Source organism: Pseudomonas sp. CIP-10 (genome assembly GCF_020911845.1).
Lineage (GTDB): Bacteria > Pseudomonadota > Gammaproteobacteria > Pseudomonadales > Pseudomonadaceae > Aquipseudomonas > Aquipseudomonas alloputida.
In genome coordinates this window covers 3,803,256-3,816,149 of the sequence record NZ_CP087160.1, presented here as the reverse complement: position 1 = coordinate 3,816,149, position 12,894 = coordinate 3,803,256, and the positions used below count along the sequence as shown (strand labels likewise).

The following is a 12,894-nucleotide window of genomic DNA, read 5'->3' as shown; positions in this document are numbered from 1 at the left end:
CTGTAAGTAAATTCGCAACAGCTTGTCAGGGGAAATCCAGCGTTGGTCTGTAAGCCATGACTCCGTTCTGAAATGTAAACGATGTTCGGGTTAGAGGCAGTGCAAAGCAAAACCTCTTTTTTGTCCTGGGTATGAAGTGAGACAGGCGGCGACTGAGGCTGCCTGCCTTCTTTATCGCTTCAGCAGGTTGTTGCGCTGGTGGCTTTCTTCGCGGCCGTACGGATGTGGGTGCCGTACAGCGTCAGGCCTGTGAAGGCCAGGCCGCCCACCAGGTTGCCCAGTACGGTGGGGATTTCGTTCCACACCAGGTAGTCCATGAGCGAGAAGTCGCCGCCCATGATCATTGCGGAAGGGAACAGGAACATGTTCACGACCGAGTGCTCGAAGCCCATGAAGAAAAACAGCATGATCGGCATCCACATGGCGATCACCTTGCCGCTCACAGAGGTGGAGATCATTGCGCCGACCACGCCCATCGACACCATCCAGTTACACAGCACGCCACGCAGGAAGATCGTCAACCAGCCTGCCAGCCCGTATTGCTCGTAACCCAGGGTGCGGGCCTCACCGATGCTGGCAATTTTCTCTCCCACGGCACCGGGGGAGGCATGGAAACCATAGGTAAAGACGAAGGCCATCATGCAGGCGACCGTAAGGGCGCCGGCGAAGTTGCCGACGAACACCAGGCCCCAGTTGCGCAGAATTCCCCTAACGGTGACCCCGGGACGTTTGTCCAGTAATGCCAGCGGGGTGAGCATGAAGACCCCAGTGAGCAGGTCGAAGCCCATAAGGTAGAGCATTGAAAAACCAACCGGAAACAGTACTGCGCCTAGCAGGGCTGAGCCTGTCTGCACTGCGATGGTTATTGCGAATACGGCCGCCAAGGCCAGAATTGCCCCGGCCATGTAGCTGCGGATCAGCGTGTCGCGAGTGGACATGTGGACCTTTGATGCGCCGGCATCGAGCATCTTGGTGACAAAATCGGTGGGTAGCAGATAAGACATGGCGGCTCCCTCAACTGCGGGTAATGGGCGGCACCCCCGGAGGGATGCCGAGGGTTGGATGGGTTTACCAGGAACGGTACGGCAAGAACTTGCCATTGAGGGTCAACAGAACCCGGTCGCCTTTGGGGTCTTCGATTCGCTCGACATGCATGGAAAAGTCGATGGCACTCATGATGCCGTCGCCAAATTTTTCCTGGATCACGTCTTTCAGGGTTGGGCCATAGACGCCCACGACTTCGTACAGTCGATAGATCAGCGGGTCTTGAGGGATGGACTTGTCCCAGCCCTTGACTGGGAAAGCGGTTAAGGTGGCGGCGACTTGATCATCCAGCTCCAATACCTCGCAAAGATGCGTTGCCACTTCCAGCGGCGCGCTGTTCATGCCGTAGCAGACCGATGCAAGCCATACCGGGGCCTTGCCCACTGCGTTGGCAAGATCATCCCAGCTCAGGCCCTTGCGTGCTTTCGCGGCCATGATCAGGTGATGCATTTCAAGTTTGTCCATTATTTCTGCTCCCGCAGTTTGGTTTAAGGTGAACACACCCATAGCGAGAGATGTGCCAATCTCCATTATTTTTTAACTATCTGATTTTATTAGTTTATTTTTTATTAATAGCGAATTGGATTGACGAAATTTCGTGAATTACGAACTCTCGTAATATTGTTTACGAAATTTCGTGAAAATCGGCTGAAGGATATGCATCTGTGACAGACGCCGTCGCCCTCGGAGTCGCTGCCGACTCCACCGTTGCCATGCTGTTAATCCACCCGGTAGATGATCGGGTACTGCAAGCCAACACCGCCGCGCTTGATTTACTGGGCTGCGCTGCAAATGAGCTGCCCGGTCATGCCTTTAGCCATTTTCTGCGAGGGGGAATCGCACTGTGGGTGAGCTTTACGGATGAGGTGCTGACTCAAGGCGAAGCGTGGTCGGACGACCTGCTGCTGGTGGATCTGCAACTGCGGCAAATAGCGGTGGAGGTTTCGGCTAGCGCGGTTGAGGGCGGGAAAATTGTACTGGCGGTGCAGCGCCGGGACCTTCTGGAGCAGCGCCGTAACCGGGCTGAGGCGCGCCGCCAACACCGTTTGGGCCACGTGGGGTGGGAGCGGATCAGCCAGGTGTTCGAGCGCATCCAGCAGCAGAACCGGCTGATTCTTGGTGCAGTTGGCGAGGGCATCTATGGGCTCGATACCCGGGGCCAGACCACGTTCATCAACCCCGCCGCCGAGCGTATTCTGGGGTGGAGTGCCGTCGACATGATTGGCCAGGATGCCCACCATTTGTTCCACCACAGCCATAGCGACGGACGTGCGTTCGAGGTCAATCAGTGCCCCATCCATGCTTCGTTCAGCGATGGACAAGTTCATCGCGTGGACCACGAGGTGTTCTGGCACAAGAGCGGCGAACCAATCGCCGTCGAGTACACCAGCACTCCAATCTTCGAGATGGGAAGGCTGGTGGGGGCGGTGGTGTTGTTTCGGGACATCCGCGAACGACAGCGCACTGAAGCGCGCCTGCGCGATGCGCTAAGTGAAGTAGAGCAGTTGAAGACTCGGCTGGAGATGGAAAACCAATACCTGCAGGAGGAAATCAACGCCCACGGCAATCACCACGAGATCGTCGGCGAAAGCCCAGCGGTCAAGCATCTGTTACAGCAGATCGACCTGGTCGCAGCTACCGACGCCAACGTGTTGGTCACCGGCGAGTCAGGCACGGGTAAAGAGCTTGTGGCTCGCGCGATTCATGCCAGCAGCCCCCGGCGCGACCGCCCTCTGATTCGGGTCAATTGCGCCGCGGTACCCCGTGAGTTGTTCGAGAGCGAGTTCTTCGGCCACCTCAAAGGGGCCTTCACCGGAGCGGTCAGCAACCGAGTGGGTCGCTTTGAGTTGGCAGACGGCGGAACCTTGTTTCTCGATGAGGTGGGAGAGATTCCGCTGGAGTTACAAAGCAAGTTGCTCCGTGTTCTACAGGACCGCCAGTTTGAGCCTGTAGGCGACAATCGCACCAGGGCCGTTGATGTGCGAGTTATCGCCGCAACGAACCGTGACCTGCGCGATATGGTCGCCCGAGGGGCGTTCCGGGAAGATTTATACTTCCGCTTGAATGTGTTCCCTATACGCTCGGTGCCCCTGCGGGAGCGACTTGAGGACATTCCGTTGCTCGCCAGCCATTTTCTTGAAAGGGCTAGCCTGGCGTTTAACAAACCGGGCATTCGCATGTCGCTGACCCAAGTCGCGGTGCTTCAGCAGTACGCCTGGCCAGGCAACATTCGCGAGCTTCAAAATGTGATTGAGCGACAGACCATCGTCTCCCGAGACGGTCGCGTGAGCTTTCATGAGGTTCTGGCGCCAAACGGCCCGTCCAGTGGCCCAGTATCTTCAATTGCACAATGCCAGCCTGAGCCGACTGCCGACAAAGACTGGGAGCGGCAGATGAAGCTGAATGCGATCTCTGTGCTCAAACGAACAGCAGGGAAAGTCTCCGGCGAGGGTGGTGCTGCGCAATTGCTGGGGTTGAAGCCCACAACCTTGGCGTCTCGACTCAAGAAGTGGGGCGTTGATCCGAGAGATTACAAATAGAGCCGCTTGCGCAAGCCAGAGAAGAAACCCACTGATGCGAGCCCCAGTTGAATGGCGGCCGGGCGGGATTGATCTGGAAGGGAAGAATGGCCGGTGATGTGGGGCACCGGCCATGGGTGGTTGATCAGTACTCCCAGAAGATGCGTTGCAGCTCTTTGCTGTCCTGGGTCTTGGTCATTGCCACCATCGCCAGGATCCGCGCTTTTTGCGGGTTCAGGTCGTGAGCCACGACCCAGTCGTTCTTGTCATCCGGCTGTTCGGCGTTACGCAGTACGAAACCACCCTGGTTGACATGCGACGAGCGGATGATCTGCACGCCGTTCTTGCGCAGTTCTTGCAGCGCCGGGACTACCCGCGACGATACCGAACCGTTGCCGGTACCGGCATGGATCAGCGCCTTGGCGCCGTTCTGTGCCAGCGCCTTGTAGGCGGTGTCGGTGACGTTGCCATAGCCATAGGCAATGTCCACCTGCGGCAGGCTGCTGATCTGCTTGATATCGAACTCGGAATTGACCGTATGGCGCTTGGCCGGCAGGCGGAACCAGTACGATTTGCCTTCCACCACCATGCCCATCGGGCCCCAGGCGCTCTTGAAGGCTTCGGTCTTGATGTTGACCGCCTTGCTTACATCGCGGCCGGACTGGATCTCGTCGTTCATGGTCACCAGCACGCCCTTGCCACGCGACTGCTTGTCGCTGGCTACGGCCACGGCGTTGTACAGGTTGAGCATGCCGTCGGCGGACATGGCGGTACCCGGACGCATCGAGCCGACCACCACGATTGGCTTGTCGGTCTTCTCTACCAGGTTGAGGAAGTAGGCGGTTTCTTCGAGGGTGTCGGTGCCATGGGTGATGACGATGCCGTCCACGTCCTTGCTTTCGGCCAGCTCGGCGACGCGCTTGCCCAGCTTCAGCAGGTCGTCATTGCTGATGCTCTCGGAGGCGATCTGCATCACTTGCTCGCCACGTACATTGGCGATGTCGGCCAGTTCTGGCACGCCGGCGATGAGCTTGTCGACGCCCAGCTTGGCAGCCTGGTAAGTGGCGCTGTTGGCAGCGCTGGCGCCGGCGCCGGCAATGGTGCCGCCGGTGGCGAGGATGACCACGTTGGCCAGCTTCTGTTGGGTTTCGGCTTCTTTGGCCGAGGCGCTGGATGGCAGGATCAGCAGCAGGGCGAGTGCGCTGGGGGCGAAGGTTTTGAGTGCGGCATTCATCGTTATTGTTCTCGCTTCCTAGTGAGATAGTTATTGAGTCGCGCAGGGCTATAGGCATTTTTCGTACCAAGGCACCACGCGTTGCCTGGGTTGGAGCGGCCTTGCGTTGCAAGAGGCCGCGTAGCAGCCCCGGCAATGTGTGGTGTTGCACCGAGCCGCGCCTGCAAACGGTGGCATTGCATTCGTAATTCCGAACAAAAAAAGGAAAAGGTGTTCGGGTTTTCGGAAAAGCCTGCATAATCGGCCCCGGCAGCACATTGGCCTCCGACAGCCAAACGGATTTGACAAACAACGGTCCTGTTACCATAGTTGGTCAACGCAAACGTTTGCGATCCGATAAAAAACACAAGATTCGGAGTCATCGTTCATGAAGCTGCCGTTCCCCGGTCGTCTGCTGGCCATCGCTGTCATTTCCTCGCTTAGCCTCGCCTTGCCATTGTCTGCTGCCCACGCTGAAGACAAGCCCAAGGTCGCCCTTGTCATGAAGTCGCTGGCCAACGAGTTCTTCCGCACCATGGAAGACGGCGCCAAGGACTACCAGAAAACCCACGCCGACGAGTTCGACCTGATCGCCAACGGCATCAAGAACGAGACCGACACTGGCGAGCAGATCCGCATCGTCGAGCAGATGGTCAATGCCGGCGCCAAGGCGCTGGTGATTGCCCCGGCTGACTCGAAAGCACTTGTGTCGGCGGTGAAGAAGGCCATGGACCAGGGCGTGGTGGTGATCAACATCGACAACCGTCTGGACCCTGACTTGCTCAAGAGCAACGGCATCAGCGTTCCCTTCGTCGGCCCCGACAACCGCAAGGGCGCCCGCCTGGTTGGCGATTACCTGGCCAGCCAGAAGCTCAAGGCCGGCGACCAGGTGGGCATTATCGAAGGCGTGCCGACCACCACCAATGCCCAGCAGCGCACCGCCGGCTTCAAGGACGCCATGGGCGCCGCGCAGATGAACATCGTCTCGGTACAAAGCGGCAATTGGGAGATCGACAAAGGCAACGCCGTCGCCGCCTCCATGCTCAACGAATACCCCGACCTGAAGGCCTTGCTGGCCGGCAACGACAGCATGGCCCTGGGCGCTGTGTCCGCCGTGCGTGCCGCTGGCAAGACCGGCCAGGTGCAAGTGGTGGGCTATGACAACATCAATGCCATCAAGCCAATGCTTGAAGACGGTCGCGTGCTTGCCACCCTCGACCAGGCGGCCAGCCAGCAGGCGGTGTATGGCATCCAGGCGGCGCTGAAAATGGTCAAGGGCGAAAAGCCTGATGTGGATGCCGACAACGTCATCCAGACCCCGGTCGAACTCATCACCAAGAAGCCCTGATGCTGCCAGGAGAATCGGCCATGCCTGCATCGGCCAATGAAGTGGTGCTTGCCGCCAGCGGCCTGGGCAAGACCTACGCCCAGCCCGTGCTCGGCGAGGTCAGCCTGAGCCTGCGCGCCGGTGAAGTGCTGGCCCTGACCGGCGAGAACGGCGCAGGCAAGAGTACGTTGTCCAAGCTCATCAGCGGCCTGGAGGTGCCCACCACCGGGCACATGACCTACCGTGGCCAGGCCTACGCGCCCGGCAGCCGCAGCGAGGCCGAACGCCTTGGTGTGCGCATGGTCATGCAGGAACTGAACCTGCTGCCGACGCTGACCGTGGCCGAAAACCTGTTTCTCGACAACCTGCCCAGCCGTTTCGGCTGGATCAGCCACAAGCGCCTGCGCCAGCTGGCAACGGCCGCCATGGCTCGGGTCGGGCTCGACGCCATCGACCCGGACACCCCTGTCGGTGAACTGGGCATCGGCCATCAGCAAATGGTCGAAATTGCCCGCAACCTGATCGGTGACTGCCATGTGCTGATCCTGGACGAACCCACTGCCATGCTCACTGCGCGCGAGGTGGCGTTGCTGTTCATCCAGATCGAGCGCCTGCGCGCGCGCGGCGTGGCCATCGTCTATATCTCGCATCGCCTGGAAGAGTTGCAGCGGGTGGCCCAACGCATCGTTGTGCTGCGCGATGGCAAGCTGGTGTGCGACGAGCCGATCCAGCGCTACAGCAGCGCCGAGCTGGTCAACCTGATGGTCGGCCGCGAGCTGGGCGAGCATATCGACCTGGGCCGACGGCAGATGGGTGCACCGCTGCTCAAGGTCGACAAGTTGTGCCGCGGCGACAAGGTGCGCGAGGTGTCGTTCGAAGTCAGGGCAGGGGAGATTTTTGGCATTTCCGGGCTGATCGGCGCCGGCCGTACCGAGCTGTTGCGCCTGATCTACGGTGCCGATCGCGCCGACAGCGGCGGTATCGCGCTCGGCCAACCGCCGCAGGCGGTAAACATCGACTCGCCCAAGGCTGCAGTGCGGGCCGGTATCGCGCTGATAACCGAAGACCGCAAAGGCGAGGGCCTGCTGTTGACGCAGTCGATCAGCGCCAACATTGCGTTGGGCAACCTGGGCGCGGTATCGCGCGCCGGTGTGCTCGATAGCGAAGCGGAAAAGGCCTTGGCCGAACGCCAGATCCAGGCCATGCGCATTCGCAGTGCCGGCGCGCAGCAGGTGGTGGGTGAGCTGTCTGGCGGTAACCAGCAAAAAGTGGTGATCGGCCGCTGGCTGGAGCGCGATTGCCAGGTGCTGCTGTTCGACGAGCCCACGCGTGGCATCGATGTGGGCGCCAAGTTCGACATTTATGGCCTGCTAGCCGAGCTGGCGCGCCAAGGCAAGGCCTTGGTGGTGGTGTCCAGTGACCTGCGCGAACTGATGCTGATTTGCGACCGCATCGCCGTGCTGTCCGCCGGCCGCCTGATCGACACCTTCGCGCGTGATCATTGGAGCCAGGACCAGTTGCTTGCCGCCGCCTTCGCCGGTTATCAGAAACGTGACGCGCTGCTGCATGATGCAGCCCCCAGGATGGATGCATGAAAACCACCCCGCTCAACAACCAGGAAGCCGCCCCCGTGCGCCGCAGCGGTACCTACTTTGGCCTGGGCACCTACCTGGGCCTGGCTGGCGCCTTGCTGGCGATGATCGTGCTGTTCTCGTTCCTCAGCAGCCACTTCTGGTCGTATGGCACCTTCAGCACGCTGGCCAACCAGATCCCGGACCTGATGGTGCTGGCGGTGGGCATGACCTTCGTGTTGATCATCGGCGGCATCGACCTGTCGGTGGGCTCGGTGCTGGCGCTGGCCGCCTCGACGGTGAGCGTGGCGATACTCGGCTGGGGCTGGGGCGTGCTGCCCTCGGCGCTGCTGGGCATGGCTGTGGCCGCATTGGCCGGCAGCATTACCGGTGGCGTCACCGTAGCCTGGCGCATCCCGTCGTTCATCGTCTCGCTTGGTGTGCTGGAGATGGCCCGTGGCCTGGCCTACCAGTTCACCGACTCGCGCACCGCCTATATCGGCGACGCCTATGCCTGGTTCTCCAACCCGGTCGCCTTTGGTGTTTCGCCAGCGTTTATCATCGCCTTGCTGGTGATCGTGCTCGCCCAGTTGGTACTGACGCGCACGGTGTTCGGCCGTTACCTGATCGGTATCGGCACCAACGAAGAGGCCGTGCGCCTGGCCGGTATCGATCCGCGCCCTTACAAAGTGCTGGTTTCGCCCTGATGGGCCTGCTCGCCGGCCTGGCCGCACTGTTCCAGATCTCGCGGCTGGAAGCCGCCGACCCCAACGCCGGGTCTGGCCTGGAGTTGCAGGTCATTGCCGCCGTCGTGATCGGCGGTACCAGCCTGATGGGCGGGCGTGGCTCGGTCATCAGCACCTTCTTTGGCGTACTGATCATTTCCGTATTGGCCGCCGGGCTGGCGCAGATCGGCGCCAGCGAGCCGACCAAACGCATCATCACCGGGGCGGTGATCGTCATCGCCGTTGTGCTCGACACTTACCGTAGCCGGCGCGCAGGCCGGCGGAACTGACACCATGGCAACTATCAAAGACGTCGCGGCACTGGCGGGTATTTCCTACACCACCGTGTCCCATGTACTCAACAAGACCCGTCCGGTCAGCGAACAGGTGCGGCTGAAGGTGGAAGCCGCCATTGTCGAACTGGATTACGTGCCCAGTGCGGTGGCGCGCTCGCTGAAGGCGCGCAGTACGGCCACCATCGGCCTGTTGGTGCCCAACAGCGTCAACCCTTACTTCGCCGAGCTGGCGCGGGGTATCGAAGACGCCTGCGAGCGCAACGGCTATTGCGTGATCCTGTGCAACTCCGACGACAACCCACAGAAGCAGCGCAGCTACCTGCGCGTGCTGCTGGAAAAACGCATCGACGGCCTGGTAGTGGCCTCGGTGGGCCAGGACGACGACCTGCTGCAAAGCCTGGCCGGTGTGCGCACGCCAATGGTCATCGTCGACCGTGAGCTGGAAGGCGTCGATGCCGACCTGGTGCGCATTGACCACGAGCAGGGGGCGTACCTGGCCACCCGGCACCTGCTGGAGCTGGGCCATCGCGACGTCGCCTATATCGGCGGCCCCGCCGAAACCGGTGTTACCCAGCTGCGCCTGAGCGGCTTCCGCCGTGCCATGGCCGAAGCCGGTGCGCCTGTGCTGGGCAGCCGTGTACTGCACTGCGACTTCACCAGCCCGGGTGGCCATGCAGCGGCGGCGCAGGTGCTGGAAGGCAAGCGGCCCTCGGCGATTTTTGCCGGCAACGACATGATCGGCTTTGGTGTGCTGCGCGCTGCCGCCGAACGCAATATCAGCGTACCCGGCGAGCTGTCGGTGATCGGCTTCGACGACATCGAACTGAGCCGCTACGTGTACCCACCACTGACCACCGTGGGCCAGTCGATCCTCGAGCTGGGCGAGAGCGCTGCCTCGTTGCTGCTGACGCGTATCGCTACGCCCCGGCAAGGCGCGGCGGAGCAGCGTATCGTCGCCCCGCGTATCGTCTTGCGTGAATCCACCGGGCCGCGCCCGGACCTGTTCAATGAATACCGCTAACGCTAAGGAAACGTCATGAATGCCAAGGTTGTGGTGGTCGGCAGCCTCAACATGGACCTGGTGGTCCGCGCCCAGCGCCTGCCCCGGGCCGGCGAAACACTCCCCGGCGATAGCTTTTTCACGGTGCCGGGCGGCAAGGGTGCCAACCAGGCGGTGGCGGTAGCGCGGCTGGGGGGCAGCGTGGCGATGATCGGCAATGTGGGGGATGATGATTACGGTCGGCAACTGCACCGGGCCTTGTATGTCGAGGGTATCGACTGTCAGGGTGTCAGCACCTGCCCGGGCACGTCCAGCGGTGTGGCGCTGATCACGGTGGATGCTGCCAGCCAGAACTGTATTGTCATCATTCCCGGCGCCAACGGCCTGCTGACGCCACAGTCGGTGCTGCGTTTCGATGCACTGCTGCAGGCCGCCGAGGTGGTCATCTGCCAGCTGGAAGTGCCCACTGACACTGTGGCGTGCACACTGGCCAGGGCGCGTGAGCTGGGCAAGCAGGTCATCCTGAATCCAGCACCCGCTACCGGTCCCTTGCCAGCGGACTGGTTTGCGCATATCGATTACCTTACCCCTAACGAAAGCGAGGCCGAAGCCTTGACCGGTGTGGCGGTGACCGACCAGGACAGTGCCCGGCGCGCAGGTGAGCGCTTGCTGCAGCTGGGGGCAGGCAAAGTGATCATCACCTTGGGTGCGCAAGGTGCCTTGCTGGTTACTGCCCAAGGCCATCAGCACTATCCGGCGCCGCGCGTGCAACCGCTGGACACCACCGCTGCCGGCGATACCTTCATTGGTGGCTTTGCTGCCGCCCTGGTGCGTGGGCTGAAGGAGGGCGAGGCGATCGCCTTTGGCCAGCGTGCCGCGGCATTGTCGGTTACCCGTGCCGGTGCCCAGCCGTCGATTCCCTACCTGGCGGAGCTGACGCCATGAAGAAAACCCCGCTGCTGAACGTTGCCCTGTCGCGAGTCATTGCCGGCATGGGGCATGGCGATATCCTGGTGATCGGCGATGCCGGGCTGCCGGTGCCGCCGGGTGTCGAGCTGATCGACCTGGCCATTACGCCTGGCCTGCCGGACTTCGCCAGCGTGCTGCGGGTGGTGCTGAGCGAATTGCAGGTTGAGCGGCACGTGCTGGCTGAGGAAATGCAGAAAGTGGTGCCACCTGCGCTGGTCGAAATCGAGCGACTGAAGGGCAAGCTGGGCAAGCGCGAATGGCTGACCCATGAGGATTTCAAAGTGCTGTCGCGCAGTGCCCGTGCGGTGGTGCGTACAGGCGAGTGCCAGCCCTACAGCAACATCGCCCTCATCTCCGGCGTCACCTTCTAGCCGCTTCCACAAAGGACGCCGGGCTGTGTAAACGCATGATTCATAGGCAACAGGAGTGCCATCCATGCTCAAGTCCCTGCTACAAGGAGTCGTCTTCATGGCCACAGCCTCCACCCTCCAGGCCGCACCCATCGACCTGATCATCGACACCGATCCCGGCGCGGACGACGTGGTCGCGCTGTTTCTGGCCATGGCTTCGCCCAACGAACTCAATATCCGCGCCATCACCACCGTGGCCGGCAACGTGCGCCTGGACAAGACCTCGCGCAATGCCCGCCTGGCCCGCGAATGGGCGGGGCGCGAAGACATCCCGGTGTACGCCGGTGCCGGCCGCCCATTGGTGCGCACGCCGATCTACGCCGCCGACGTTCATGGCGAAGAAGGCCTCACCGGTGTACCGGTGCACGAGCCGAAAGCGCCCCTGGCCCAGGGCAATGCCGTGCAATACCTGGTCGATACACTCAGCGCAGCCAAACCGCACAGCATCACCGTCGCCATGCTCGGCCCGCAGACCAACCTGGCCCTGGCGCTGATCCAGCGCCCGAGCATCGTCAACGGCATCAAAGAGGTGGTGGTCATGGGGGGAGCCCATTTCAACGGCGGCAACATCACCCCGGTGGCGGAGTTCAACCTCTATGCCGACCCGCACGCCGCCGAAGTGGTGCTGGCCAGCGGCGTACAGCTGACCTACCTGCCGCTGGACGTCACGCACAAGCTGCTGACTAGTAACGCCCGCCTGAAGCAACTGGCAGCCGTAAACAACCAGGCCAGCAAGCGCGTGGTGGATATCCTCAATGCCTACATCACCCACGATATGGACGTGTATGGCATACCTGGCGGCCCTGTGCACGACGCCAGCGTCATCGCCTACCTGTTAAAGCCCGAGCTGTTCAGTGGCCGACGTATCCACATGAGCATCGACAGCCGCGAAGGGGCCACTTTCGGCCAGACAGTTGCAGACTGGTACGGTGTGCTCAAGCGGCCGGCGAATGTGCTGTGGGTGGAGCAGGGTGATGCCCAGGGGCTGTTCAACCTGCTCAGTGACCGTCTGGCGCGATTGGAATAGCCGCGTGCGGCGCGTAGCGCTCGAATACCTGGTCGATGAAGCTGCGTGCCGCCTCGGCACCGTTGTCGCGCACCAACAGGTCGATGGCGATCAACAGTAACTCTTCCGGTGTGCCAGGGCTGTACGCGCTCTGGCCCTCGGCCCATTTGACCTTGATATCGGCATCGATGCTGTGGGTGCTCATGAAAAGCTCTCGCTGGGGGCCCGGAACGAAGGGGGAACACCTGACCCTGGTGTTCGATGGAGGCGGGATGCGCTCCACTTCTTGCAGCAAATCATGGCTTTGCGCCGGTGACCGTGCGGGCTAAGCATATGGCAAATACAGCACGTTGTGCAAAATCCGGTCACGATTGCTTTTCGCCTCGCCGCTGCAGTTCAGGCAGACTTGACCGGTTTTGCAACAAATGATGAGCGGAGCTGTCGGATCAGGCAGTTCCCGGACCGATTTAGGAGGCTTCATGTTCCGTACCCGTGCTTACCTGGCAACTCTGGCTGTGGCTGCTGTCCTGGCGGGTTGCAGCACTGGTGGCAATGCTGATGGTGGTGCCGCGCCAGCGGGCAACGATGGCCGCTGCGAAGCCAGTGGTGCCGACTTTGCCCTGGGCAAGCAGGCCAGCGCCGAATTGCTGGAGCAGGCACGCAAGGCCAGCGGCTCGCAGATGGCGCGCATTCTCAAGCCGCACGACGTGGTCACCCTGGAGTACCGCTCCGAGCGCTTGAACCTGAACGTGGACGAGCAGGGTAGGGTAACCCGCGTCAACTGCGGTTGATGCACGCGGGGGCAACTGCCTTG

12 protein-coding genes and 1 pseudogene are annotated in these 12,894 nt (G+C 61.6%); 9 read left to right on the top strand and 4 right to left on the bottom strand.

What is annotated here, in order from left to right:
* Positions 1 to 179 precede the first annotated feature (179 nt).
* The gene (locus LMH93_RS17235) at positions 180 to 1,004 is read right to left on the bottom strand and encodes a formate/nitrite transporter family protein (RefSeq protein WP_108191401.1); all 825 of its coding nucleotides are present in this window, start codon (positions 1,002 to 1,004) and stop codon (positions 180 to 182) included.
* Positions 1,005 to 1,068: 64 nt separating this feature from the next.
* The gene (gene cynS / locus LMH93_RS17230) at positions 1,069 to 1,509 is read right to left on the bottom strand and encodes a cyanase (protein ID WP_003250631.1); all 441 of its coding nucleotides are present in this window, start codon (positions 1,507 to 1,509) and stop codon (positions 1,069 to 1,071) included.
* A gap of 200 nt (positions 1,510 to 1,709) precedes the next feature.
* Between cynS and LMH93_RS17225 the strand changes: the two genes are divergently transcribed.
* Positions 1,710 to 3,584: a sigma 54-interacting transcriptional regulator gene (locus tag LMH93_RS17225; RefSeq protein ID WP_230064413.1), complete on the top strand. Its 1,875-nt coding sequence runs from the start codon at positions 1,710 to 1,712 to the stop codon at positions 3,582 to 3,584.
* Positions 3,585 to 3,708: 124 nt separating this feature from the next.
* Here LMH93_RS17225 and LMH93_RS17220 read toward each other — a convergent pair whose 3' ends face one another.
* Positions 3,709 to 4,797 (bottom strand): asparaginase, encoded by a 1,089-nt coding sequence (locus tag LMH93_RS17220; protein WP_003250634.1) that lies wholly within the window; start codon positions 4,795 to 4,797, stop codon positions 3,709 to 3,711.
* A 367-nt stretch (positions 4,798 to 5,164) separates the two neighbouring features.
* Between LMH93_RS17220 and LMH93_RS17215 the strand changes: the two genes are divergently transcribed.
* The 7 genes and pseudogenes from LMH93_RS17215 to LMH93_RS17185 all read left to right on the top strand — a co-directional run bounded on the left by LMH93_RS17215 (position 5,165) and on the right by LMH93_RS17185 (position 12,101).
* Entirely contained in the window at positions 5,165 to 6,124 is a 960-nt protein-coding gene (locus LMH93_RS17215; protein WP_230064412.1) for a sugar ABC transporter substrate-binding protein, read from the top strand.
* A 20-nt stretch (positions 6,125 to 6,144) separates the two neighbouring features.
* A complete protein-coding gene (locus tag LMH93_RS17210; protein ID WP_185280198.1) occupies positions 6,145 to 7,698 on the top strand; it encodes a sugar ABC transporter ATP-binding protein in 1,554 nt (517 codons plus the stop codon).
* Positions 7,695 to 8,689: pseudogene (locus LMH93_RS17205) on the top strand (ABC transporter permease). The gene LMH93_RS17210 and the pseudogene LMH93_RS17205 overlap by 4 nt, the downstream one beginning before the upstream one ends.
* A 4-nt stretch (positions 8,690 to 8,693) precedes the next feature.
* Positions 8,694 to 9,716 carry a LacI family DNA-binding transcriptional regulator gene (locus tag LMH93_RS17200; RefSeq protein WP_185280199.1) on the top strand — a complete coding sequence of 341 codons (1,023 nt, stop codon included), beginning with the start codon at positions 8,694 to 8,696 and terminating at the stop codon, positions 9,714 to 9,716.
* 15 nt (positions 9,717 to 9,731) lie between these two features.
* The gene (rbsK, locus tag LMH93_RS17195) at positions 9,732 to 10,640 is read left to right on the top strand and encodes a ribokinase (RefSeq protein ID WP_003250643.1); all 909 of its coding nucleotides are present in this window, start codon (positions 9,732 to 9,734) and stop codon (positions 10,638 to 10,640) included.
* A complete protein-coding gene (gene rbsD / locus LMH93_RS17190) occupies positions 10,637 to 11,035 on the top strand; it encodes a D-ribose pyranase (RefSeq protein ID WP_003250646.1) in 399 nt (132 codons plus the stop codon). The genes rbsK and rbsD overlap by 4 nt, the downstream gene beginning before the upstream one ends.
* Positions 11,036 to 11,099: 64 nt before the next feature.
* Positions 11,100 to 12,101 (top strand): nucleoside hydrolase, encoded by a 1,002-nt coding sequence (locus LMH93_RS17185; protein WP_100773406.1) that lies wholly within the window; start codon positions 11,100 to 11,102, stop codon positions 12,099 to 12,101.
* Here the strand turns inward: LMH93_RS17185 and LMH93_RS17180 are convergent.
* Complete coding sequence (locus LMH93_RS17180; protein WP_003250649.1) at positions 12,073 to 12,285, bottom strand: hypothetical protein; 213 nt, start codon at positions 12,283 to 12,285, stop codon at positions 12,073 to 12,075. The two genes, LMH93_RS17185 and LMH93_RS17180, sit on opposite strands and share 29 nt — an antisense overlap.
* A 274-nt stretch (positions 12,286 to 12,559) precedes the next feature.
* Between LMH93_RS17180 and LMH93_RS17175 the strand changes: the two genes are divergently transcribed.
* The gene (locus LMH93_RS17175) at positions 12,560 to 12,871 is read left to right on the top strand and encodes an I78 family peptidase inhibitor (RefSeq protein ID WP_003250651.1); all 312 of its coding nucleotides are present in this window, start codon (positions 12,560 to 12,562) and stop codon (positions 12,869 to 12,871) included.
* Positions 12,872 to 12,894 lie beyond the last annotated feature (23 nt).